Source organism: Amycolatopsis coloradensis (assembly GCF_001953865.1).
GTDB classification, from domain to species: Bacteria; Actinomycetota; Actinomycetes; order Mycobacteriales; family Pseudonocardiaceae; genus Amycolatopsis; species Amycolatopsis coloradensis.
The window spans coordinates 422,790-445,981 of the sequence record NZ_MQUQ01000005.1 but is presented as its reverse complement, the minus strand read 5'-3'; the positions used below and the strand labels follow the sequence as shown (position 1 = coordinate 445,981).

29 protein-coding genes are annotated in these 23,192 nt (G+C 65.6%); 8 read left to right on the top strand and 21 right to left on the bottom strand.

What is annotated here, in order from left to right; all coding sequences use genetic code 11:
• Positions 1 to 51: 51 nt before the first annotated feature.
• The 10 genes from BS329_RS11645 to BS329_RS11595 form a co-directional block, all read right to left on the bottom strand.
• Positions 52 to 1,266, bottom strand: coding sequence for a site-specific integrase (locus tag BS329_RS11645; RefSeq protein ID WP_076159220.1), 1,215 nt, complete (start codon positions 1,264 to 1,266; stop codon positions 52 to 54).
• Positions 1,266 to 1,448 (bottom strand): helix-turn-helix domain-containing protein, encoded by a 183-nt coding sequence (locus BS329_RS11640; protein WP_076159217.1) that lies wholly within the window; start codon positions 1,446 to 1,448, stop codon positions 1,266 to 1,268. The genes BS329_RS11645 and BS329_RS11640 overlap by 1 nt, the downstream gene beginning before the upstream one ends.
• Positions 1,449 to 1,458: 10 nt before the next feature.
• Positions 1,459 to 3,108 (bottom strand): replication initiator, encoded by a 1,650-nt coding sequence (locus tag BS329_RS11635; protein ID WP_076159215.1) that lies wholly within the window; start codon positions 3,106 to 3,108, stop codon positions 1,459 to 1,461.
• Positions 3,108 to 3,491 carry a hypothetical protein gene (locus tag BS329_RS11630; protein ID WP_076159212.1) on the bottom strand — a complete coding sequence of 128 codons (384 nt, stop codon included), beginning with the start codon at positions 3,489 to 3,491 and terminating at the stop codon, positions 3,108 to 3,110. The genes BS329_RS11635 and BS329_RS11630 overlap by 1 nt, the downstream gene beginning before the upstream one ends.
• Positions 3,488 to 5,071, bottom strand: a complete 1,584-nt coding sequence (locus BS329_RS11625; protein WP_076159209.1) for an FtsK/SpoIIIE domain-containing protein — start codon at positions 5,069 to 5,071, stop codon at positions 3,488 to 3,490. The genes BS329_RS11630 and BS329_RS11625 overlap by 4 nt, the downstream gene beginning before the upstream one ends.
• A 330-nt stretch (positions 5,072 to 5,401) precedes the next feature.
• Positions 5,402 to 5,704: a helix-turn-helix domain-containing protein gene (locus tag BS329_RS11620; protein ID WP_076159207.1), complete on the bottom strand. Its 303-nt coding sequence runs from the start codon at positions 5,702 to 5,704 to the stop codon at positions 5,402 to 5,404.
• Positions 5,701 to 5,931, bottom strand: a complete 231-nt coding sequence (locus BS329_RS11615) for a helix-turn-helix domain-containing protein (protein WP_158075773.1) — start codon at positions 5,929 to 5,931, stop codon at positions 5,701 to 5,703. Before BS329_RS11615 ends, BS329_RS11620 begins: the two co-directional genes overlap by 4 nt.
• A 91-nt stretch (positions 5,932 to 6,022) precedes the next feature.
• Positions 6,023 to 6,316, bottom strand: a complete 294-nt coding sequence (locus BS329_RS11610; RefSeq protein ID WP_076159202.1) for a helix-turn-helix domain-containing protein — start codon at positions 6,314 to 6,316, stop codon at positions 6,023 to 6,025.
• Positions 6,316 to 6,600, bottom strand: a complete 285-nt coding sequence (locus tag BS329_RS11605; RefSeq protein ID WP_143252978.1) for an AMED_5909 family protein — start codon at positions 6,598 to 6,600, stop codon at positions 6,316 to 6,318. Before BS329_RS11605 ends, BS329_RS11610 begins: the two co-directional genes overlap by 1 nt.
• Positions 6,601 to 7,166: 566 nt before the next feature.
• A complete protein-coding gene (locus tag BS329_RS11595) occupies positions 7,167 to 7,646 on the bottom strand; it encodes a hypothetical protein (protein ID WP_076159193.1) in 480 nt (159 codons plus the stop codon).
• Between the two features lie 160 nt (positions 7,647 to 7,806).
• Here BS329_RS11595 and BS329_RS42475 point away from each other — a divergent pair, with 160 nt between their 5' ends.
• From BS329_RS42475 to BS329_RS43315, 3 genes are read left to right on the top strand one after another with little or no spacing between them, the layout of a single operon-like run.
• Positions 7,807 to 8,799, top strand: coding sequence for a hypothetical protein (locus BS329_RS42475; protein WP_143252977.1), 993 nt, complete (start codon positions 7,807 to 7,809; stop codon positions 8,797 to 8,799).
• Positions 8,800 to 8,817: 18 nt separating this feature from the next.
• On the top strand, positions 8,818 to 9,747 hold the full coding sequence (locus BS329_RS11585; RefSeq protein WP_076159188.1) for an inositol monophosphatase family protein: 930 nt from the start codon (positions 8,818 to 8,820) through the stop codon (positions 9,745 to 9,747).
• 57 nt (positions 9,748 to 9,804) lie between these two features.
• Positions 9,805 to 9,978, top strand: coding sequence for a hypothetical protein (locus tag BS329_RS43315; RefSeq protein WP_158075772.1), 174 nt, complete (start codon positions 9,805 to 9,807; stop codon positions 9,976 to 9,978).
• Positions 9,979 to 10,504: 526 nt separating this feature from the next.
• On the opposite strand, the gene BS329_RS11580 is transcribed toward BS329_RS43315, so the two are convergent.
• The 4 genes from BS329_RS11580 to BS329_RS11565 are packed head-to-tail and all read right to left on the bottom strand — an operon-like array spanning position 10,505 to position 13,388.
• Positions 10,505 to 11,743, bottom strand: coding sequence for an MFS transporter (locus tag BS329_RS11580; protein ID WP_076159185.1), 1,239 nt, complete (start codon positions 11,741 to 11,743; stop codon positions 10,505 to 10,507).
• A complete protein-coding gene (locus tag BS329_RS11575) occupies positions 11,740 to 12,087 on the bottom strand; it encodes a VOC family protein (RefSeq protein WP_076159183.1) in 348 nt (115 codons plus the stop codon). Before BS329_RS11575 ends, BS329_RS11580 begins: the two co-directional genes overlap by 4 nt.
• Positions 12,084 to 12,245 carry a CopG family transcriptional regulator gene (locus BS329_RS11570; protein ID WP_076159180.1) on the bottom strand — a complete coding sequence of 54 codons (162 nt, stop codon included), beginning with the start codon at positions 12,243 to 12,245 and terminating at the stop codon, positions 12,084 to 12,086. The genes BS329_RS11575 and BS329_RS11570 overlap by 4 nt, the downstream gene beginning before the upstream one ends.
• 9 nt (positions 12,246 to 12,254) lie before the next feature.
• Positions 12,255 to 13,388 (bottom strand): MFS transporter, encoded by a 1,134-nt coding sequence (locus BS329_RS11565; RefSeq protein ID WP_076159176.1) that lies wholly within the window; start codon positions 13,386 to 13,388, stop codon positions 12,255 to 12,257.
• A 77-nt stretch (positions 13,389 to 13,465) separates the two neighbouring features.
• On the opposite strand from BS329_RS11565, the gene BS329_RS11560 reads away from it, so the two are divergent.
• Positions 13,466 to 14,023: a helix-turn-helix domain-containing protein gene (locus BS329_RS11560; protein WP_076159173.1), complete on the top strand. Its 558-nt coding sequence runs from the start codon at positions 13,466 to 13,468 to the stop codon at positions 14,021 to 14,023.
• Between the two features lie 2 nt (positions 14,024 to 14,025).
• Here the strand turns inward: BS329_RS11560 and BS329_RS11555 are convergent, their stop codons facing one another.
• From BS329_RS11555 to BS329_RS11535, 6 genes are read right to left on the bottom strand one after another with little or no spacing between them, the layout of a single operon-like run.
• Entirely contained in the window at positions 14,026 to 14,433 is a 408-nt protein-coding gene (locus BS329_RS11555; RefSeq protein ID WP_076159170.1) for a VOC family protein, read from the bottom strand.
• A gap of 57 nt (positions 14,434 to 14,490) precedes the next feature.
• A complete protein-coding gene (locus tag BS329_RS43310; RefSeq protein ID WP_158075771.1) occupies positions 14,491 to 14,637 on the bottom strand; it encodes a hypothetical protein in 147 nt (48 codons plus the stop codon).
• Positions 14,634 to 15,317 (bottom strand): TfuA-like protein, encoded by a 684-nt coding sequence (locus BS329_RS11550; RefSeq protein ID WP_076159167.1) that lies wholly within the window; start codon positions 15,315 to 15,317, stop codon positions 14,634 to 14,636. The genes BS329_RS43310 and BS329_RS11550 overlap by 4 nt, the downstream gene beginning before the upstream one ends.
• A 9-nt stretch (positions 15,318 to 15,326) precedes the next feature.
• A complete protein-coding gene (locus BS329_RS11545; RefSeq protein WP_076159164.1) occupies positions 15,327 to 16,679 on the bottom strand; it encodes a YcaO-like family protein in 1,353 nt (450 codons plus the stop codon).
• Complete coding sequence (gene senB, locus BS329_RS11540; RefSeq protein ID WP_076159162.1) at positions 16,676 to 17,656, bottom strand: selenoneine biosynthesis selenosugar synthase SenB; 981 nt, start codon at positions 17,654 to 17,656, stop codon at positions 16,676 to 16,678. Before senB ends, BS329_RS11545 begins: the two co-directional genes overlap by 4 nt.
• On the bottom strand, positions 17,653 to 19,284 hold the full coding sequence (locus tag BS329_RS11535; RefSeq protein WP_076159160.1) for an NAD-dependent epimerase/dehydratase family protein: 1,632 nt from the start codon (positions 19,282 to 19,284) through the stop codon (positions 17,653 to 17,655). Before BS329_RS11535 ends, senB begins: the two co-directional genes overlap by 4 nt.
• Positions 19,285 to 19,450: 166 nt before the next feature.
• Here BS329_RS11535 and BS329_RS11530 point away from each other — a divergent pair, with 166 nt between their 5' ends.
• On the top strand, positions 19,451 to 19,855 hold the full coding sequence (locus tag BS329_RS11530) for an arsenate-mycothiol transferase ArsC (RefSeq protein WP_076159157.1): 405 nt from the start codon (positions 19,451 to 19,453) through the stop codon (positions 19,853 to 19,855).
• A gap of 57 nt (positions 19,856 to 19,912) precedes the next feature.
• Here BS329_RS11530 and BS329_RS11525 read toward each other — a convergent pair whose 3' ends face one another.
• Complete coding sequence (locus tag BS329_RS11525; protein ID WP_076159154.1) at positions 19,913 to 20,650, bottom strand: class I SAM-dependent methyltransferase; 738 nt, start codon at positions 20,648 to 20,650, stop codon at positions 19,913 to 19,915.
• A gap of 229 nt (positions 20,651 to 20,879) precedes the next feature.
• Here BS329_RS11525 and BS329_RS11520 point away from each other — a divergent pair, with 229 nt between their 5' ends.
• From BS329_RS11520 to BS329_RS11510, 3 genes are read left to right on the top strand one after another with little or no spacing between them, the layout of a single operon-like run.
• On the top strand, positions 20,880 to 21,890 hold the full coding sequence (locus tag BS329_RS11520; protein ID WP_143252976.1) for an ATP-binding cassette domain-containing protein: 1,011 nt from the start codon (positions 20,880 to 20,882) through the stop codon (positions 21,888 to 21,890).
• Positions 21,887 to 22,747 carry an ABC transporter permease gene (locus BS329_RS11515; protein WP_076159147.1) on the top strand — a complete coding sequence of 287 codons (861 nt, stop codon included), beginning with the start codon at positions 21,887 to 21,889 and terminating at the stop codon, positions 22,745 to 22,747. The genes BS329_RS11520 and BS329_RS11515 overlap by 4 nt, the downstream gene beginning before the upstream one ends.
• Before the next feature lie 12 nt (positions 22,748 to 22,759).
• The gene (locus tag BS329_RS11510; protein ID WP_076159144.1) at positions 22,760 to 23,143 is read left to right on the top strand and encodes a YciI family protein; all 384 of its coding nucleotides are present in this window, start codon (positions 22,760 to 22,762) and stop codon (positions 23,141 to 23,143) included.
• Positions 23,144 to 23,192: the final 49 nt, after the last annotated feature.

Sequence of the window (23,192 nt, the reverse complement as noted above, 5' to 3'; positions counted from 1 at the left end):
GTCGGGAAGGGCCTTTTTGCTACCCGTACAGCAGCAAAGTACAGCAGCAGGTCATTGCAAGCTGTCTCCGAGTTTCTTGAGCGCCGCCCGTGTCTGGTCCGACGAGATCTCGGTATAGATCTCCATCGTGACCGCGAACTGAGCGTGCCGGAGAATCCGCATCGCGACCCGAGGGTGAACGTCGAGATCCGCCAGCAGCGACCCGCAGGAGCGACGACCGTCGTGCACGGTGATGTACCGGACACCGGCCTTTCTGCATCGCGTCGCCCACGACCGGAGAAAGTTACGCGGCTCAATCGGCGTGCCGTGCTCGGTCGTGAACACGAGCCCGCTGTCTAGCCAGGCGTCAGCCTTCTCCTTGTCCCTCCCCCGACGCTCCAACCGCAGGTTCAACGCGGCTGTGACGATGTCGATCAGGGGCATGGTGTCGTCAGACGTCGGTGTCTTCGTCTGGCGATGCAGAAGCTTCTTCTGGACTCTTTGCAACTGCCAGGAGATATCCAGCTCCGACGTTTCGAAGTTGATCGCCTCGTCCGGAAGACCGAGCACTTCACCCTCACGCATACCCATGATCAGGACGAGGGCATACGCTGCGTACAGCGGATCGTTCTCCGCCTTGGCCGACTCAAGAAACTTCCGAGCCTCATCACTCGACCACCGTTGACGCTTCGGCTTCCGGAGAGACGGCAAAGTCACGAGCGCCACCACGTTCCGGCTGATCAACTCTTCGCGGCACGCGTAGTTCAACGCGCTACGCAGACAGTCCCGAATGTCTTTGATGGTGCGGCCCGACGGCGCTTGCTCGCAGCATCGCCCGAGCGCGCAACACCGTTGCTTGGCCCGAGACCTGCGGGTGTCCTTGCCCTGTGCGCAGCACTGGCACACCGTAGGCAACTTGTTGACCCACTTCTGTGCCTCACGAAGTTGCAGACGGTCGAGACGCTTGTCTCCCAAGAACGGAGCGATGTACAGCCGAACGAAAAGCTCATAGTTCACGTACGTCTTGGGTGCCCGGTTCGGCCGGATGACCTCCTCAAGCCAGTAGTTCAGGTACGGCCCCAAGTTCGGAACCCGTGTCGCGACAGGCCCCTTCTTTGCTTCCTGATGCAGCTTCAACCACTTATCGTGAACTTCCTCGCGTGTCTTGCCGTAGACGTACTTGCGCTTCCTCTCCCCGCTGGGAGTCGTGACCCACACGTAGGCAGCGAAGCCGTTGCGGTGGGGGTAAATCGAGCCTTCCCCGTCAGCACGCGCCTTCCCAGTCATCAGGCAGCCTCCGCCACTCGATCATTGATGTACTGATCAACCCATTCAGGGAGAATCCGCCGGTTGTGACCGTCCTTGACGGATTGAATCCGCCCGGTGGCGACCAGCGTCTTTGTCTTAGACAGTCCGTAGCCCAGCATCTCCGCCACCTCTGCGACGGTGTGCCATTTACGCGTGATCATCAGTTCCCCCTTACGCCGCTTGCCGAGTTGCCGAAGTTTCGAGACGTTCGCCCGGTGGCCCTTGTGCGGCGAGTAGTGCTCTGTCGTACTCGGCCCGCCAGGTGATCCGCTCAGCGATGGCTCGCATGACTAGGTGATCCCGGGGTGGGCAGTGGGTGTCGCCGGGTTCGACCTTGCGCCACACGAACCGATCCGCCGCCGGTTCCTCTTTGACCACACCGATATCGGCCAGAGCGGACACCACGAACGCCTTCCGGTCCGCCTTGTGATCGGACACCGTCTTGCCCGACCACTTCCGGGACACCAGCACCCGCCGACCCGGCAACCCCAACGTGGTCCGGCGATGAGCACGGCCCTTGCAGTGCCCGGGAACGGTTTTCCCGTTGGCTCCCTTGGGGTTGATGCCGTACAGCAGCCACACCGCGCACCGAGGCGAACACGGGGTCACCGCCAGTTCCGCGTGCAACCTGTCGTGGTGATCCCGCTGTCCTACCGTGTCGGCGTCGACCACCTCACCGGTGGACTTGGTCAGGTACTTGGTGAGGTAGCCGATGTGACGGCCGGATTCCTCTGTGCCGCCCAAGATTCCCTTCGAGTGCACCTGACGACCGAACGTGACCACGTGGGCCGGTTCCTCGACGGCCTCTTTGGCCTCATCGAACGTCGGCAGTGGCTCCCGGGTGTCCGGGTCCACGAACGAGCGGGAATCCATGTCCCACAACGGTTCCCGGTCCGTGTAGACGATCTCGTCGTGGTTGGGCCACCACACTTGGTGGTAGGTCGCCTCAGTGACCATCCGGATGACCTCATGCGAGATGGAGCCACGGAGGGCGGTGTGCAGGTGCGGAGCCGCCCGCCGTTGGGGTTCCACGGTGGCGAAGTACTGCACATCCCAGCCGACCACGCGCCGCAGGTTCTGCCACCACCTGTCCACCAAAGCGGAGAAGTGCACAGCGTCCCGAGCCGCCCGCCGGTAGTCATACGAAGTCGGGTTCACCGGCGAGCCGTCCGACCGCACCGGGCCGTAGGTGTCGCAGGTGAGCGTGACGAACATCGACGGCCGGAACCGCCCCGCGTACTCCCGTCCCACCGTTGCCGACGACACCTTGCGTCGAGGAAGGTTCGGCGCGTCCTGCCGCCGTTTCGTGGACCGTTTCACCGCCTTCCGCTCCGGGACGTCGAGACCCGGGAGACGACCCGTCATGCCCGACGCCCGCAGCTCCTCATCCACCGAGGCGACCTCCGTGCGGATCTCTTCCACCTCGACCTCATCACCGGCCGCCACCGCCTCCCGGTAAGCCCCCGCCAGGTCAGCCCTCAACGCCACCAGCTCCGTTTGGCTCTGCGACGGCGTTTCCCGGATGATCACGGGCTCTTCGGTCATGTGCCAGCCCTCACGACATTGCGCCTGACGAAGCGCCTTTGCCTTGCGAGCACAAGGAAGACACACCGATTCCACAGTGGACCCGCACGGCACGGGAACGTAGCGAATCTCCCCGGTGTCGGTGTCGCCGACCTCCATCGTGAACGGCCGGACACACACGCCGTGCTTCTCCGCCGTGGCCTTCACGACCTCCGCCGACAACGCCCCGCGGCTTCGTCCGATCGGAGCGGGAACAGTGCCCTCGACCTGGGTATCTGTCGTCCTTGCGTTGACCATCAGGCAGCCACCCCCTCAGCCGTGGCCCAGCCATGCAGGGCAGCCATCGGCAGGTCTTGCCGGGTGGATACCGGCAGGTCCGGGAACGTGTCCGAGTTGTACGCGACGACGCCGTAGACCTTGACCGGGACACCACACGGAGTCCGCCCCGTCACCGACAGCACGACACTGTCGCCGGGTGTGCGCACGATCGAACCCGCCACGGTGTCCAACGTGGACACCCACCGCAGCAACGCCGCCGCCACCTTGTTCAGGACGTCGACGTCGAGCTGGACCGAGATCGGATCGAGGTGCGAGGACACCGACACCAGCGCCGCCGGAGGCAGCACGTGTTCGTCCAGGTGGTCGCGGATCGCGTCCAGGAACACCATCAGCCGGTTCATGCCGTCCCCCTCTCGCCGCGACGATCGGACAGGTGCACGACCGAGGCACCACCGTTGGTGACGTAGTACTCCAAGTGCTTGACGGTCTGGTCCGACACCCACCCGGCCCGGACACGCAGCGGTTCGCGGATACCTTCGCCCCAGACGTAGCCGACACCGGCCGAGCCCTCCGGGATGCGGTTCGCCCACGCACCGCGTTCATACGCGCCGTCACCCAGCACCATCGGAACCTGTGTCTTCGACGTCACCCGCAACGCCACCCGACGCGGCAGCAGTTCCCGCACGGGAACCGTGTCCTTCGTTGGCTCCTGCACATAGCCGCGCACCGTGAACAGCAGCGCCCGGCCTTGGGTGGCCAGGATCGCTACCCGCTCCACAATGGCCTCACGGGTCTTCCGGTCCGTGTACCGGGTCAGGGCTCCGATCTCATCGAACTCCAAAAGCTCCAACGGAAACTCGGTCGAGAGCGGCACCTCACGGGTGTGTCCGGCGAAGACGCGCTTACGGTTCTCCAGCTCATCGATCAGCGCGTCCAGGATCTCCAGGGCCTCCTTACCCGACTGCCCGTAGCGGGTGAAGATCCCCCGCCCATAGGACAGCTCCATCGCTTTCGGGTCGATCCCCGACATGCGCACCAGACCCGCCCGGATCGCCGGGGCCGCAGACACCAGCGGGGACCACATCACCGACCCTTTACCGGCACCCGTCGCACCGGCCACCAGCGTGTGCGCGCCCCGGCCCATCAGCGGAACCGTCCACGGCGTCCCGTACTCGGTCGACCCCGCGTACACCGCCCGCAGATCCACCCCCGTGCCATCGGTAGGCATCAGTTCCGGAACCGGCAGGCACATCACTGCCGAGTCGAGCAGATCGCGGCGCATGAAGTCGATCGACACCACATTCGGCTCCAGCTCCCGAACCTGACAGCGAGAGACTTTTCGAGCCACAGCCAGTTCCCGCGCGACCTCATCGAAGTCTTCCGGCTTCTGCCCCGGAACCAGCCGCACCCGGACCTCATCCCACGACGGACCCGACCGCACCGACAGCAGTTTCGGCACCGCGACACCGGACGCCTGACGTGCCTTCGCGACCGCCTCACGCTTGCGCCGACGAGACACCAGGTTCACGGTCACGTCGACCGGGATCGCGTTATCCCGGACCGTCAGGCCGCAGGCGTGCAACCACCCGGCCAGCTTCCGCCCGTAGAGCGCCCAGCGCAGCCACCACCCGCGCAGCCACCGCCCGCACCACTGGTCATACCCGACCGCATCCCAGCGCCACCACACGAGCTGCACGAGCGCCAGGACGCCGACCGTGACGACCAGGGAGACCCAGCCCAGCACCGTGCACCAGGCCCACAAGCCCAGCAGCGCCAGGCAAGTACGCCAGTATGTGACCAGTTGCCGAACAACCCAGCCGACCGCCCGCGCCACGCCCCACAGCGCCACGCCGAGGATCGCCAGCGCGGCCAGCGCCTCGAACACAGCCGCCAGGACACGGCCGACTTTGGCCAGTATCCACAGCACCACCGCCAGCCCACCGCCGACAGCGAGACTGGTCATCACTTCCTGTGCGTTCATCGCCGACCACCCCGCACGGGAAGCACGATCGGCAACGGCAGCATCCCCAGACACGGGGAACATTTCTCCTCACCCGGCAGCAGCCGAGCGAACCTCTTACATCCAGGGCAGCGCGTTCGGGTGACCCCCGTTGACGCACACCTCTTGTCATCGTTTATCTTTTGCATTGTTCACTTACTCCAGTGGACAGGCGCAGAACCGGTTCAAGGTTGGTAGCCACACGGCCGGTTCTGCGTTCTATAGGGACACTTTTAGCCACACGGGGACGCGTTTATCTAACACGCGTCCCCACGTGTGAAAATTGTTTCTTTTCAGTTGTCAACTACATGATCATTTCTTCAAACGGGCACGCTCCTTACGCTCGAAATCTCGGAGCGCGACCAGCCACACATGCTCTCGCGCTATGTTCAGGCCATCCGCCAGCCGGACCGCCGTATCCACCTTGGACAACGCCCGCTGGCCCAGCTCCAACTGGCTGACATGGTTCTTGCTGACGCCGGATCGCTCGGCTAGCTGCACTTGCGTCAAACGCCGATACTTCCGAGCCCGCCGCAACCACTCCGCCGCCGTCATCCCGTCCAGCGCCGAACCGTCATGCAGGAGAGGCACCTTATCCGAGTCGCGACCGTTCACACCCGCTCACCGATTTCCGGCACATAGAACGCCTGGTCCTCCAGAATGTCTGCCAGCACGCGAAGCATGAACCGCAACGGGTCCTGATTCAACGCGTCCGCCAAACGCAAAGCCTTTTCCGTCGACTCCAGCCGCCGCCTGCCACGTTCCAGCTCATAGATAAACTGAGTCGAGATATCCGCGCGGTCAGCGACCTCATCAGCACTTAAACCCCGAGTGACACGCACCCACCGAATCCAGCCACCAGCACGCGACGTGTCCGGACACGGACGATCCGACCACACTCGCCACATTCGCCGCTCGAACTCCCGAGTCGTCTCAATCCCGGTCACGCCAACCCCCCGCCCTCATCCGGTAATCGCCAATCACCAGCGACAGCAGATCATCGAAACCAATCGCAAGCTCCTGACACAAACGCATCAACATTACCAACGACGTAATCGGACTTTGACCGGTCTCGACCCGGGAAATAGTCGCGTTGCTCACCCCCACCCGCGCGGCCAGCTCTGCCTGACTCCAGTTCATTCGCTCCCGCTGACGCCGCAGATACACGGCCGCGTTGAACTCCGATGGTTCCCACGACTTACCCCAGGCATTCGGCCGCGCCACCATCACGACACCACCCCCGACGGCCCATCATCTGCCTGCCGCCATTCCGGCCGGTTCGTGAACTCCTCCACCCGTCGCCGTTCGATATCGGCCCACGCCAGGCATTCCCATTTATGGTCGGGATCAGAAACCGCGACCGCCTTGAACATCTTCACGTTGTGACGGTGATATTTCACCCAATAAACCGGGTCGTCCTTGCCCGAGGGAATACGCATCACCATATCTCCGCGAGCCGCAAGAAGCGTGCGCGGAAAATCGGGGTCGCGGGACACTTTTTCCTCACTCATCACGGCCTCCGATTTCTTTTACTCGGCCGCCCGTTTCGCCAATAACGCCGCTAGTTCGTCCGCTCCGTCGCGGAGTTGGTGAAGGAACCGCACGCGAGTCATCCACGTGCTTGGCGTGCTTGGGGGACGAATCGTCAAGAGACCCGACGTGCCCGAGATCATCAGCACCGGCGGGAAAGCCGGGTCCGGTCCCGTTTCCTCGACTGTCACTTCGTCCCACGGGCCGATTACCCAGGTCAGACCCGGCTTGTCCCACATTGTCACTCCCTTCCGCGCGTCGCTCCCACACCGCCGCCTGTCCCTCGAACACCTGGACCGCCGACACCACCGCCGCATACGTCCACCACGGAACATCCGGCCCAGCCGCCAGATCCCGCCACAACCGAGCCACCGCCCGCGACGCCGACGCCGCCTGAACCAACTCCCGCGTATTCGAGCCCCGCACCCTCGCTAAGGCATTCGACGCGTCGTTATACGCGTAGTACGCCGTCCTCCACATTTCCTCACGCGGCACGCGCTTCTTTTTCGGCACAACGACACCACTTCCCGACTTGAAGTAATGCCGCCTACGCGGCCTTGGCCGCCGACTCGCCAGCCGCCGCCGAGGCCGGACGCGATCCCTTCCCGCCCGAGGACGAACCGCTACCGCTGCCCGCCGCCTTGAACCCCGTCGCACGGAAGACATACGACAGGTACTTGTATTCACCCTGCCCCGCGACCTTCGGTTCCGCCGTCAGCCCTTCCAGCTCCACCGGGCGCATACCAGGCATCACCTCACCCACCGTCGGCACCGGCTGCACATCCGCCAGCAACGTCACCTCGAACGACGCCCGCTTCGCCTTCTCCTCGCTCGGATCCGTCGCCGTGAACTTCCACTGCCGCTTACCCGACACCTCATCAACCCGCTGCCGCACCGGCCGACCCGCCGCCCGATCCTCACGCGACTGATACTCGTTGTCCGCCGACACCTCACCCACCATCACCAAACCCAGAGGAAACGCCTCATCGTGCGAGATACCGAACCGGATACCTTTATTGATAGCCATGCTGCGTGAAACCTTCCCGCTTGTCCGACACGCCTTTACCGGCGTACCTACAACAATCGGCCAAACGTGTGTCTCGTCACGACACCATGGAGTACTCACCTGAACGCATCTCGTACACATCTAGTCTCGCGGAGTCTCTTCTTGGTGGTAGAGTGGTCTCGTGACCAACGAGACAGCCACCCAGGACGAGCGCCCCAACGTTCTCAAAGTCCTGCTCCGAGGACTCCACCTCCAGACTTACCGCGCCTTCTGCCGCGAATACGACGCCATCGCCGAAAAACTCGACAGAAAGCTACGCGGAACACACCCCAGCAAAGCCCAGTTCTACCGATGGCTATCCGGCGACCTCATCGGTCTGCCCTACCCCGACCACTGCCGCATCCTCGAAACCATGCTCCCCGGATGGCAAGTCGAACAACTCTTTCAACCGCACGACGGCGGAATCGAGTTCGTACCCGAGCCGCCTCAGGACAAAGCGGATGAGCGCACACAAACGCCTGACATCCAAACGGTCGACAGTGTCGAACCGCGTGCCGAACAAGGAAATCAAATTGGCGAGGAATACGCCCTTGAGGTTCCACGGACAGAATTTGGCGACGTGAAACTCGACGTGCTATCTTTACCGAACCCCCAGCCGGGCCGTTTGCTGGATCTAAATTGGGGCACATTCGGTCTAGGTATCGAACAACTTGGTAGTCAGATCAAGAATCTCGGCAGTCGCCTCGATGTCGATATTTGCTTTGGGATTAACGAAGCCGGTTTGGTAATGGCGACTTTTCTTTCTTCTTCGCGATTCTCGCGATGCCCAATTGGATATCTGCGATGCAATAAGGTTCGCGGTGGAGGAATCGAGCTTGACAACGCTTCCGTCTTTCCTGACGCCAGGGAGCACTCCACAATTGTGCTATGTGACTTCGAGGTCAAGCATTCTGACGCTATTGGCTACCTCGCGAAGCAGGTCCGGGAGCGCTATCCGACAGCGGATCTGTACTTCGCAGTTTTCGGAGCAATGACCGAAGGAGATGACCCTCGCGCGAGCAACTTCGATAGTCTTGCCGGTGCGCGAAACCTGCGCAAGGTGGACTTCTCTGCTATCTTCATCGCCGCAACCATGAGCCCTCCCGGAATTGAACCCCCGTTGGAACTGCGATAGCCACGAAGGCGGCACCGAATGGACAGCGAAACATTAATTCCCGACTTGGCCGCGCGAATTGTTGCTCTAGTCCGGGAAATCATGCTCGAAATACGCCCGCGACTTGTTCACGCAGCCCTTTCAGGAAAGCGTGGCGAACAGAAAAACACTCGTCATAACGACAACTTTCTTTCAGAATTCGACCTGTGGATGCATCAGCGCTACAAGGAAGCCCTAGTCGAAAACATCCCTTCCTTTGTCTACGCCTCAGAAGAGGCCGACCCCGAGGTGATTGGGTCAGATCCCGAACCTGATCTATGCGTCCTCGTGGACCCATTGGACACCAGCGAACTCGCAGTGAGAGGCCTCTACGGCTACACGCACATCATGATCTACTCTCGCGCTCTTGCGAGGCCTGTAGTTTCGGTTATCGGAGACATCTTCCACCACATTCAGCTCTACGTCGGCGCACGGGACGCCGAAGGTGTTGACCGCGCATTCATGATCACGGCTGACCAGACGCAGTACGTTCTTGACCGACCTTCGGAAGCCAGCCTCGCTGAAGCCTTGGTCACCAATTACCTCATGCGCCCAGATGCCCGGTTCGTACCCCTTGCGCAGCAAAGCGGCTTCCTTACAGCGCTCAGCGCGCCATCCACCGGGGGCAAGAAGAAGGGACGCATTGGCGTCGACTTCGGTTCGGTGAGCCTGTGCCATATCGCCGCTGGGCTGACCGATGCCACCGTCGAGTTCGCGAAGGGGTTCGCTATCTGGGACCTCGCACCAGGCCACTACGTGCTTCACGCAGCAGGCGGAAGCGTGATCGACCTACACGGCCAGCCACTCTCGCTTGACTACGGCTTCGATTCGCTCGCTGACATCGCCGCTGCGATGAACCCGCGCCAGAAGTTCATCGCCGCCGGTAACGCCAGTCTCGCCGACGAGATCTTGAAGACCCTGCGCGTGTAAGCACCTTGGCACGTCGTACGCGCGGGGCTACTTGGGATTCCTGCCGAATTTGGCTCTATGGGATCAAGGCGCGCCGCCGTTGGCGGCGCGCGGGTCACCACCCGTACGGCGGGCTTCGCCCAAGAGGCGACGCCGGCCTACCGCTCCGCTCTCGGCAGGCGCCGCCGGGCGAGCCCGCCGCAGGGCAGCACCCACGGTGCGCCGCCAACGACGACGGAGGCCCAGGAGTAGCACGGTCCGATCACCGACCCCACCCGACCGACGTGGAGTGGTCACCAAGGGTCCCTCGTTTCTCAGCGTCTTACGCTGAGCCGCCCGCATCAAGGCGGGAAAGCGTGCCTTGACACGACCGACTCAACGCAAGGCGTGGCAGTGACGAGGGGGATCGGAGACGAGCAGGCACCAGGGCACTCAGAACAGCCACGAGGGTCCGGAGTGCGATAGATTCAGAGCGAGGCACAACGCACTGACCAGCGGCGACAAGGCTGCTGTACAGCAGCAAAGTACAGCAGCCTCAGCGACCATGACCGATCGTCAGCAGCGTCTATGGCCCTGAGCATGACCTCAACGACCTGGGGAAACGTCGATGCCGACAGTTCGCATCGAGAAGGTCAGGGGTTCGATTCCCCTCAGCTCCACAACAGGTAGTCAGAAGGGCCACTTCCTTTTAGGACGTGGCCCTTCTGACATTTCAGAGGGTCTCTGCCGTGCCGCCCAACGCGACACGGGATGCCGGTTCACTCAGATTCCAGAGGGTCTATGTGCGGGCTGCGGCGCTCGCGGAAGCGGCCAGGGCCACGGCGAACAGCGCGTACGAGGCGAACAGACCGGTGTCGGAGGTGCTCAAAGCGCCACCGACGGCCCGGCCCAGCAGTTGCCCGACGCATTCCGCGGTGATGACAGCGGTCGCGAGTTCTGCGGCGGTGAAACCGCTGGAGCCCGCGGTCGTGGCTCTGATGTACAGGCCTGGATAAGCGAGTCCGACGCCGATTCCGGCCAAGGTCCAGGCGACGAGGGCCACGGCGAACGAATCGCCGAAGGCGAGGGCCCCGGTGCCGAGGGCGGTCAGGCTCAAGCCCACGACGGGAAAGTGCGGCGAGGTGAAGCGGGTCGCGACGAGGCTGGTCACGGCCCAGCCAAGAGGGGCGGCGCTCAGGACGATCGCGGCTTGGCCGAGACTCGCCCCGGATTCGGTCGTCAGGAGGACGGTGATCAGGCTGTCCGCGCCGAAATAGCCGATCGCGAACAGCACCATCGCGCCGAGCGCGGCGGGGGTTCCGGGCCGGAGCCGCGCGGTTCCGGTGGGCAGGATCGCGATCATCCCGATGACGGTGATCGCCGCACCGGCGAGCGCGATCGGCCAGGAACCCTTGCTGAACACGACACACGCCGCGCCGAGCGGCACTGTCAGGGTCCGCGACAGCGGGCGTGGCGTCTCGGTGGAATTTGCGGAGCCACGGGCGGCGCGCACGACCAGTAACCGTCCGAAAAGGACGAAGGGCACCGGCAGCAGCAGGGTCCAGCGCCAGCCGACGAGGTGTTCCAGGCCGAGGGTCGCGGCCGGGCCGATCAGGGCGGGGACGATCCACATCGCCGAGGACGCCGCGACCACCTTCAGCCGGAGTCGTTCGTCGAGGTGCCGGATCGCCGTGCTGATACCGAAGACCGCCAGGAGACCGCTGGCGAGACCGGCGGAGAACTGACCGAGGGCGAACATCCACGCCGTGCGGGACATCGCGGCCAGAAGGAGTCCGCCGAGGTAGGTGATCATCCCGACGGCGAGGGTGCCGCGCGGGCCCAGGCGGGCGAGAACCCGGCTCGCCAAGGGAAGAGCGACGAACAGGCCCAGGGACGAGCCGGCGATCAGGAGTCCGAGGCTGTCCCTCGCATCGAGATCGCCGGCGACGACGGGCAGCAGGGTGGAGGCGACGAAACCGGTCACCGCGGCCGCGAATTCGAGCGCGACGATGCCGGCCGCCAGCCGGACTCCTGTCATGTGTAGAGGTCTCGGTCGTACAGGTTGAGCTGGACCCACACGCCGTCGGGATCCCGAACGCGCAGCGAATGACCGAAGCCTTCGTCCATCGGCGGTCCCGGCTCGAAACCGGCCGCCCGCAGGCGCGCCGCGACGTCTTCCAGCGGTTCGCCGACCTCGAAGGCCAATTCGCAGCGGCCCACGTCCTCGCCGGAGGACCGGTGGATGGCCAGCATCCCGCCCGCGGCGGGCAGTTCGACCCACCCGCCGGGGCGTGACTTCGACTCGACCCGCAGGCCGAGTGCCTCATAGAACCGTGTCATGGCCGCGACATCCGAGCTGTAGCGGATCGGCACAACTTTCATCGTTCGCGTTCCTCACTGGTGCGCAGCAGGTAGTCCTCCAGCACCCGTTCGACGAACGACGAGAGCGACTCGTCGGCATCGACGGACGCGTGCTTCACCCGCTTGATGAGGTCGGGCGGCAGATAGACGTTGAATTGCCGTTTCTCGACCTGAGCCATGCTCGCATGCTAGCAAACGAGCACAAGTGGCACCGTGACCAGCGCCAGGGCCGCGCCGATCCACGGGATGGCGGTCAGCGAGGCGCCCAGGTTGAGTGCCCCGGCGGCGAAGGCCGGGGTGAGGCTGATGCCCAACTGGAAGGCCGACACGGTGGTGGCACCGGCGAGGGTCGGGGCGGAACCGGCAAGGGCGAAGACCCGCCCGTAGAGCGCCGGGTTGATCACGAAAGCCGCGATACCCAGCAGGAACACCAAAGGCACGACAACCCAAGCGGAGGCGGCGAAGAGAGCGAGCAGGGCGGAGAACACCGCGATGCCGAGGACGCCGCCCAGAAGTGCGTGGCGTGGGCGCCGGTCGGCGATCCGGCCGCCGAGGGACAGGCCGGCGAAGGCGCCGATGCCGAACAGCGCGAGGACGGCGGGGATCCAGACGGCGGGAAGGACGTCCGCCAACATCGCCGACAGGTAGTTGAAGGACACCATGTACGAGGCGGTGCTCAGGATCGTGACGGCATAGACGCTCCACAGGCGCCAAGAACGCATCGCGCGCAGTTCGCCGGAAAGGCTCGGCGCGGTGGACGTGGTGGCGGGCAAGCCCGCGGCGCAGGCGAACACGCCCAGGACGGTGAGCGCCACGACGCCCCAGAAGCCGCCGGTCCAGTCCGTGAGATTGCTGAGCAGGGTGCCCGCCGGTCCCCCGGCCACCATGGCGACGCTGAGCCCGGTGACGACGACGCCCGAGGCGCGGGCGTTGCGATCGGGCGTCACGAGGCTGATCGCGGTCACGGCGGCGACGGCGAAGAAGCCGGCGTAGGCGAGGCCGGCGACGAACCTGGTGACCAGCAGGATCCAGTAGTCACCGACGAGCAGTCCTGCCGCGATCGCGGCGGCGAACACCAGTTGTGTGGTCATCAGCGCCGTTCGCCGCGGCCACTTCAGGCTGAGCACGGCGAACGGCGGTCCGCCGAGGACGACACCGAGCGCGAACGCGGTGATGAGCGCTCCGGCGGACGACAGGGAGACGTCGAGGTCGCCGGCGACCGAGGGCAGGACGCCGGCCATCAGGAACTCGGCGCTCCCCATCGCGAACAGGCTGAAAGCGAGGAGATAGACGCCGGCGGGAAGCCGCGAAGATTCGGACATGGCACCAGCATCCGAAGCGTCTGGCTGTTCCGGCAAAGAACTTTGCCGGAATCGGGACGCACTGCTGTGCTGGCGGAATGGAGAACCAACCCGCCGTCACCGCGGCGATCGAGCTGATCGCGCCCCGGTTGCGGCGCGCTCGTGAGAAGAAGGGGACGACGCTGGTGGAACTCAGCCGCGCCACCGGCATCTCCACCAGCACCCTGTCCCGGCTCGAGTCCGGGCAGCGCAAGCCGAGCCTCGAACTGCTGCTGCCGGTCATCGCCGCGCTGGGCCTGCGCGTCGACGAGATCGTGTCCTCACCGAGGGTGCTCGAACCGCCCTCGGACGGCCGGGTCCTCATCCCGCTCACCCGGCACGAGGACGGGCCCCGTGCCTACAAGATGACGATCCCGCCCGGCGACGACGAACCCCGGACGCGGACGCATACCGGCCGCGAGTGGCTTTACGTGCTGCGCGGCAGGCTCCGGCTGGTGCTCGGCGACCAGGACGTCGTGCTCGGCCCCGGCGAGGCGGCCGAGTTCGACTGCCGGACGCCGCACTGGTTCGGCTCCACCGGCCGCGGGCGGGTGGAGGTGCTCAGCCTCTTCGGCAGCCAGGGCGAACGGATCCACGTCCGTGCCCGCACCCGATGATTTCAGACGCGCTGCTGGATACGGATCAAATTCCCGGACGGGTCACGGACGGCCCCGTCGCGCAGGCCGTACGGCTGGTCGGTCGGCTCCTGGATGATCTCGGCGTCCGCCTCGGCGAGGTGCTTGAAGAGGCCGTCGAGATCGTCCGAGGAGAACAGGATGCCCGCGTACGTGCCCTTGGCCATCATCTCGCTGATGACGCGGCGCTCGTCGTCGGTGACGCCGGGGTCGACGGCGGGCGGGTGCAGCACGATCGACACGGGCTGCCCCGGCGGGCCGACGGTGAGCCAGCGCATCCCGTCGTAACCGACGTCGTTGCGTACCTCGAAGCCCAGGAGGTCGCGATAGAACGCCAGTGCGGCTTCGGGGTCGGTCTGCGGGAGGAAGCTTCCGTGAATGCTGATGTCCATGCCGGTGACGCTAGGTGAGGCCGGCGTCCGGCGCTTCTCGATTCCTGATCGCCTCGGTCACTCGATCGAAGTCATGATCGTCATGGTCAGGGACTCGAGGGTGCCCTGGACGCCCTCGGACGACGTCCGCACGGCCTCCAGGAACCTTTCGAGCTGTTCGGGGCCGAACCCGGCCAGCGGGGCGAGGGAGGGGTCGATGTTCACAGCGCACCTCGGTCTTCGACGGATTTGATCTGCGGGTCCAGGTGGTTCCGCATGGCCGCGAGGAGCAACAAGGCGTCCTCGCGTTTCGTGTCGGGGGCCCCGCCGGCGAAGAAGGCGGCGATCCGGTCGTACTCGGCCTCCGGGAGTTCCCGGCGCAGCAGCATGAGCACGGTCCGGTTGACGCGCTGCGGGAAGTACAGCTCCTTGGCGATCTCGAGGAACCGCTCCCCCGTCTCGGGGGCGAACGCGCCCTCCTCGATGCCGGCGGCGACGGCGAACCGCATGTTCACCATCGGCTCCGAAAGCGCCGCGAGGTTCTCCTCGTCGTAGGTGACGGCGACCTCGTCGTCGGCGTCGATCCGGCCGGAGAGGTACTCCTCGTAGATCTTGCCGACACCGACCATGCCGAACGGCGAGCATTCCGCCGCCCGCAGGGCACCCATGCTCGACGAACCGAACATCGTGACACCGCGGTCCATCGCTTCGAGCACCTCCTTCGGTGAGATACAGAGGCTCTGCAGGAAACGCCCGTCCACGATGCCGATGGCCTCCGGCGGTTCCGGCCGGGCCAGCAGTTCGGCGAGGTCGCCTCGTTTGACCGGCGGCAGGAACTCGACGTCGAGTTCGGCCGAAGCCGACTCGCGGTCGATGCTCGGGCCGATGAAAACCACTGCGCGCATGACGATCTCCTAAGCGGGCTTGGAAAGTTCGGCGGCCCGGATGCGGGCGGACAGTTCCAGCAGCGTGTCGTTCCAGACCGCCGCGCCGCGCGGGCCGATCTTGCAGTGGTCGACGGCCCACGATTCGAGCCGCGGCACGATCACCCGCACGACGTTGACCGGGATCCCCGGCGGCGAGAGGTCGACGACGAGCGCGCGGTCGATGCCCGCCGCGCGGAGGCGGTCCAGGATCAGCTCGATGTCGGTCATCACGTCGTCGGTGGTCCACGACGGGATCTCGTCGAACGCGACCTGTTTGCGCATCGGCTGCCAGGCCCACGCGCCCTTGTCGATGGTCGCCGACCGCTGGACGTGGTTCTGGTACTTGGACACGTTCTCGGTCGGGAGCCGGATGTCCTCGCGCATCGCCTGGATGTCGACCGCGCGGCCCTGCGCGCATTCGGTGATGGCGCGGATGAGCGCGACGCTCGCGTCGGGATGCGTGCCGAACCCGCCGTGCCCCTGCGACGTCGTCGGGCCGAGGTCTTCGGAGGTGGCGGCGAGGAAGCTCGGGATCTCCAGATCCGAGGTGATGTGCACGATGCGCATCTTCAGACCGGCGTCGTGGAATTTGCCCACGAGGGACTTCGCCAGCGGTGGCAGCGTTTCCAGGTCGACGTGCGGGTGCAGCTCACGCAGGTACGACGTGACGTGCTCGGGCTGCGGCTCGACGAAGATGCCCTTCTCCAGCACCTGCGCCAGCTGGCTGCTCACGAGTTCGGCGTTGGTCATCGAATCGCGTTCGATGAGTTCGGTGAGCGCGTGGCAGATCGACTCTTCGAGACTGTTGCCGGAAGCCAGGCCGTTGGTGGAAAGCACCTTGTAGCAGGGAGGTTCGTGGAACTTCAGCCCGTAGACGGCGGACGCCTGCGGGATGAGGATCGATTCGGAGTTCATCAGGTCGTACGCCTCGACCCACGAGATCGGGAGATCGTCTCGGTAGTTCGCGGAGAGTTCCGCGTTGTTCTCGCGCGGGTCCAGCACGATGCGGCCTTCGGCGACCAGTTCCTCGTAGGACGCGATCACCTGCGGCCGCACCGGCAGCGCGGCGGAGAACCGCTCGATCGCCTCCATCGCCGCGGACGTCCTGGCGTCGGTGTTGGTCAGGCCTTTGCCGTTGTAGACCGAGATGATGTCGTTGGAGCGGGGCGCGATGGCGTTGTAGACCGGGATGCCGACCCGGTCGAGCCAGGTGATCTCCGCGACCCGGGTCACCCCGGCACGCCGCAGATGCGGCTCGATCCGGGCGTAAGTCTGTTCGGAGGTGAACTCCCGGTGCACCCCGCCGCCCCCGACCTTCGGAACGCTCTTCCTGAGTTTCATCGCACTCCCTCGTATCCGGCGTTCGCTGGGACCACTTCGGCGAGCAGTCGTTCCCATGACTCGGTTTCGCGCTCCGGATCGACCGAAGCGCGGCGGGCGGCGCACTGCCACCGCAATCGCGTGTAGAGCCCGTCGCGGTCGTGCTCGGCGGCGTCGAGGACGTCGGCGAGCGCGTCGGTGTCGCCGACGGGGAAGTAGCCCGCGTAGTCCTCACCGAGCAGCCCGACCGAACCGGGGATGTGGGTGGAGACGATCGGGACCCCGGCGGCGAGTGCTTCGGTGACGACGTTCGCGCCGCCTTCGTGCAGCGAAGTGAGCACCAGCAGGCGACTGCGGGCGAGCACGGCGAGCGCTTCCGGCCGCGGCAGTGGGCCGAGCCACGAATAGCGCGGATTCTCCGTGGACTCGGCGCGCAGCCGGTCGCCGATGTCGTCCTCGCGCACGCCGCCGACGTGGGTCACGGCGATCCGTGACGACGAAGGCAGTTTCCGCACCGCCTCGCTGAGCCGCAGCGGATCCTTGACCGGCCGGGCATGCGCCAGGAAGGCGACCTCGAAACGGTCCTCCGACGGCGTCGCGCCCGAAATCGGCGGCATCGACTGGGTGATCACCCTGGTCCGGCTCCGCAAAGCGAGCGGAACCTGCCGGACTCCTCGCGGTTGCAGGACGACGATCCGCGCGGCGCGTTCGAGCAGCTTCAGGTCGACACCGCCGGTGACCAGATCCGGGTAGAGGTCCGTGCCGGTCAGCGCGATGACGATCGGCGCGTCCGGGCGCTCGGCGGCGAAGGCGCGGATCGCGGCCTCGCTTTTCCGTGCGTGCAACGCGATGAGCAGGTCGTACCGCCCGCCGTCGTAGTCCTGGACGACGCGAACGTCGTGCCCGAGGTCCCTCAGCAGATGGGCCCAGCGGCGCGCGGTGACGCCGTTGCCATAGTCGCTGGCTTCGGGGACCGGCCCCGCGACGAGGATCCTCATCGGACCCGGTCCGTGTCGTAGGCGAGCCATTTACCGAACGCGCGGACGGCTTCGTCGGGTGGGATCGTAGCCGTCCAGCCGAGTTCGGCCGCGGCGAGTCCCAGTTTCAGCACGGGCGTGTCCGGTGACGAGGTGACGTACTCCGTCGGAACCACGCGCACCGAAGTGCAGACGATCTTGGCCAGTTCGTTCCCGGTGAGGGTCGCCGTCGCGATGTCGTACACCGGCGCGACCGGTCCCCCGGACAGCACCGCGTCGATCGCGCTCGCCATGTCCCGCACGTCGGTGAACTGGTGGACCCGGTCGGGATCGACCGGCAGGGCCTGCCGCGTCCATGCCAGCTCGATCCAGTGCGCCACCAGGGTTTCCGTCGACGTATGCGGGCCGATCGGCGTCGCGAACCGCAGGACGTGCTCGCGCGGCCCGGTGTCGACGATGGCGCAGAAGACGTCGCCGGGATCCGCCGCGTCACCGAGGTGAACGAGCTTCGTCGATTCGGAAGCCCTTGCGCTGTCGACGATGTCGTGGCCGAGTTCGGCCAGCAGTCCGGACAGGTGCCCGGCGAGCGGGCCGCCGGGCCCGGTGATGGCGACCTGGATCCCGGTCCCGCGCCTAGGCCGCCTGGGACGAGCCGCTCGGTCGCGTCCCGCGGCGAAGCCCCATACGGCGACGTCGTGGTGCGCGGGTGTGATCGCCTCGATTTCGGCCGCGAGGAGCTGATCGCAGACCCCGCCCGGACCGATGGTCGCGAGCGCCTGATCCAGTACCGCGCCGCTGTGTTCCACAGTGGACAGACCCATGGTGAACGCGGTCAGCCAGGTCTGCCAGGCGGCTTCGGACAGGTCCGCTCCGCGCTCGAATTCGGTTCTGCACTCCCGCGGCGAAATCCCCGATCGCCGCAGGAGCCGTTCTGTTCCGAGGTACTCCCAGTACCCGTCGCCGCGCACGGCGCATTCGGAAGTCAGGTGTTTGTGAAAGGGGATCACTTCATGCTCGGCGACCACGTCACCGGCGGCCGAAGGAGCGGTTCCGGAGAAACACGCGGAACGCCTCAGGCCGTGCGCGTCGTTTCCGGCGACACTGGGCAGGCCGGAATGTTCGACGGTGTTCGGCACCGCGATGCGGATCGGGACTTCCAGCGCTTTGAGATACCGGAACATCAGCACGTCGCACGGCCAGCGGTCACCGTTCCGGACCGCGTAGCCGCCGTAGCCGCGGGCGATTTCCGCGGGAAGCATCAGCGCGAGACAGGGCGCGTACTCGTTGACCGCCGTCGCCCAGTCCGCTCCCGCGGCCGCCGCCATCCGCACGGCCGCGCCGTTGCGGGAGTTCCAGTTGGCGTAGAACGCGATCGCGTCGTCCGGCAGCCGCTCGGCCGCTTTCCTCGCGTGCTCGAAGAACCCTTCGGCGAGCTGAACGTCGTCCTGGAGGACGAGAAAGTGCGTCGCGTCGTCGGGAACGCTGCTCCAGGCCCGTTTCGTGGTGCGCGCGGCCGTCGGCGGACCGTCCGGTTCGGGATCGAGCACGACCCGTGTCGCGCCGGCCGGATCGAGCCGCGCGAGCGCTTCCGCTTCTTCTCTGCGCCGAGGATGCGCCATGACGGCACCGCTCACCCGTATCTCGGTCATGGCGAAAGTCTGTCAGTGGCCATACAACATCCTCTTCTCCCATGCTGCGAATGGGACGGCCCGATGAAGTTCTCCTCGATTGCGCCCCCTTTTCCCATGCGGTGCCGATGAGGATTTCACGGGTAATCTCGTGACCGGGCCACAGAACCGACGAAATGGGCGGACGATGACGGAAATCCTCTTCGTATGCGTGCACAACGCGAGCCGGTCGCAGATGGCCGCCGCACTGCTGAAGCACCACGGATTCGGCCGGGTGACCGTGCGGTCCGCGGGCTGCGATCCGGCGGAGCGGATCAATCCGCTGGTGGCGGGCGCGCTCGCGGAATGGGACGTCGACATCTCGGGCGAAGTGCCGAGCCAGGTCACCTACGAGGACGTGGCGGCCGCCGACGTCGTGATCACCATGGGCTGCAAGACCTACCCGATCGCCGAGGGGACCCGGTACGTCGAGTGGATCGTCCCCAACCCGGAACACGAAGGGGTCACCGGGATCCGGCCGCTTCGGGACGACATGGACCGCCGGGTCCGGGAACTCCTCGCGTCCCTTGTGGACAGTCCGGCACACGTATGACGAAAGGCCCCTCTCCCGGATCGGTCATCAGGAGAGGGGCCTTTCGGGTGACCGTGCTCAGGCTTTGATGCCCTGAACGATCAGCCGTTTGGCGCGCTTGTCGTAGGGTGCGCCGTCGAAACCACCGTAGGCCTCGATGTCGGTGAAGCCGGCGTCCTCGAACAGGCGCCGCAGTTCGGCGGCACTGTAGATGTAGGACTGGATGTGCGCCGAGCGGGCGGTGTCGCCGTCGACCAGGGTCCAGTCAGTGCGCAGCTTCGTCCAGTCGTCGAGGACGCTGTGCCGCATGTACGCGATACCGTCGGGCTGCGGGAAAGCGTGCGTACGGCCGATGTTCTTCGCGACGATCTCCTTGCCGTACACCTCCAGCAGCAGTTTGCCGCCCGGCGCCAGGCTCGTGTGCGCGTTGCGCAGCACCTGAAGGTTCTTCTCGGCGTCGTCGAAGTAGCCGAATGACGTGTACATGTTCAACACGACGTCGAATCCACCGGGACGGACGAATTCGAGCATGTCGCCCTGCACCAGCTCGGCCGGGACACCCGCGTCGGCGGCGGCCTGCTTGGCGCGGTCCAACACGGGGGCGTTGAGGTCGACCCCCGTCACCTGGTAACCCTTACGGGCGAGCGGTACGACGAACCGGCCCGGCCCGCAGCACAGGTCGAGCACCCGCGAACCCGCCGGGAAGGCCAGCAACGGTGATTCCCGCACGAGTTCGTCCGCCTCCACCGTCAGCCGCTGCGGCCACATCAGCTCGGAGAAGCCCGACCACAGGCCATCGTCGGAGTACCAGCTCATTTTCGTCCTCCCTAAGGCGCCATCAGGCAATGCTGAAGATTCTCGGCCGTCCAGCCCGCGCGGCCTCTCCTCGACTGCGCGCGGCAAGGGAGGTGGCACGCCAGGAGAAGAGCTCGTGCTTTTGATCGGTGACCATGAACTCTTCACATCGCGGTCGTGGCCTGATCACTGTTCGTGGTGATCCGCCGTCGACACAATGCAAGGTAAACAGAACCAGAAGGGTTCAATCATGGCAAAGGTCCGCGACGGGGATCCCGCGATCGAAGCGTCCGGGTTGACGAAGATCTACGGTGACAAACGCGCGCTCGACGGTCTCGACCTCACCGTTCCCGCGGGAACGGTGTACGGCGTCCTCGGGCCCAACGGCGCGGGGAAGACGACCTCGGTCAAGGTGCTGGCGACGTTGCTGCGTCCCGACGGAGGACAGGCCAAGGTCTTCGGTCACGACGTGGTGCGCGAGTCGGACGCCGTCCGTGCCCGCGTGAGCCTGACGGGTCAGTACGCCTCGGTGGACGACGACCTGACCGGCACGGAGAACCTGATCCTGCTGTGCCGTCTGCTCGGCCACGGCAAGGCCGCCTCGAAGGCGCGCACCGAGCAGCTTCTCGACGCCTTCGGGCTGACAGAGGCCGCCGGTCGTCAGGTGAAGAACTACTCCGGCGGTATGCGGCGGCGGCTCGACATCGCGGCCAGCATCGTCAACACCCCGGATCTGCTCTTCCTCGACGAGCCGACCACGGGTCTCGACCCGCGTAGCCGCAACCAGGTCTGGGACATCGTGCGCGCGGTCGTCAAACGCGGCACCACGGTGCTGCTGACCACCCAGTACCTCGACGAGGCCGACCAGCTCGCCAGCCGCATCGCGGTCGTCGACCACGGCAAGGTCATCGCCGAGGGCACGCCGGGCCAGCTGAAGGCGTCGATCGGGGTAGGCGCGATCCACTTGCGACTGCGGCACGCCAACCAGCGGGCCGACGCGCAGGGCGTGCTCGCGCGGTTCCTGGAGCAGCCAACGCTTTCGGAACACGACGAGGTCCTCGTCAGCGCCCGCATCCCCGGTGTGGACGGTGACGCGGGTATGGCCGAGTGGGCTTCCAAGGCCCTGCACGAGCTTTCGCTGCGCGACATCGTCGTCGACGAATTCTCGCTCGGGCAGCCGAGTCTCGACGAAGTGTTCCTGGCGCTGACCGACCGGCCCGCGACGCCGGAGAACGCCGCCAAGGAGGGGGCGAACCGATGACTTCCACCATCAAGCCGACCGAAACGACCGAGGCTCCCGAAGAAACCCGGGCAGCCGACCCCACCGCTCTCGACGCGGTTCTCGCGTCGGTCGAACGGCCCAAGCGCCCGAGCGCGCTGTCCGCGTCGCTCACCTTCGGGTGGCGCGCCGCGCTGAAGATCAAGCACCTGCCCGAGCAGCTGTTCGACGTCACGGGCTTCCCGATCATCATGACCGTGATGTTCACGTACCTCTTCGGTGGCGCCATCGGCGGTTCGACCGAGGCGTACCTGGACTACCTGCTCCCGGGCATCCTCGCGATCACCGTCGTGATGATCACGATGTACACCGGGGTCGCGGTGAACAGCGACATCGCCAAGGGTGTCTTCGACCGGTTCCGCACGCTGCCGATCTGGCGCCCCGCCACGATCGTCGGCTACCTGCTCGGTGACTTCCTGCGTTACCTCATCGGCTGCGTCGTCATCATCGGCGTCGGCCTGATCATGGGTTACAACCTGGGAAGCGTCGCCGGTACCGTCGGCGCCGTCGCCCTGCTGCTGGTGTTCTCGTTCTCGCTCTCCTGGATCTGGACGTTCCTCGGGCTTTCCATGCGGTCGGAGAAGACCGTGATGAGCGTGAGCATGGTGGCGCTGTTCCCGTTGACCTTCCTGTCCAACGTGTTCGTCCAGCCGTCCACGATGCCCGGCTGGCTCGAAGCCGCGGTCAGCTGGAACCCGATCACGCATCTGGTCACCGCGATGCGCGGACTGATGAGCGGCAACCCGGACGTCGGCGAGATCATCTGGGTGCTCGTCGCGAGTGTCGTGCTGATCGCCGGATTCGGTTCTGCCACGATGGCCGCCTACAAGCGGAAGTAAGAAGGGGAAACAATGAAGTACATGGTCCTGCTCTACTCGCACCCCGAGCCGTGGGGACACCCGGTGGAGGAATTCACCCCGGAATTCGCCGGCCTTTCCGCGGACGAGCGCAAGAAGCACTTCGAGGCATTCGAGGCGCTGCTCGGCCGTTTGCACGAAAACGGTGAGCTGGTCGGCGGGGAAGCGCTCGGCGACCCCGCCAAGGCGAGCCTTTACGAGTACGAATCCGGCTCGGCGAAGAAGAGTGAAGGTCCTTACTCGACGACGAAGGACCACCTCGCCGGCTTCTTCCTGATCGAGGCCAAGGACCAGGCCCGTGCCGACGAGATCGCCGAGGAGTTCGCCGCTCCCGGGCAGAGCGTCGAGCTGCGGCCGATCTGGACCGGCGGCGAATAGCCCCACGCGAAAGGGCCGGACCGAGAATCCTCGGTCCGGCCCCTTGCGT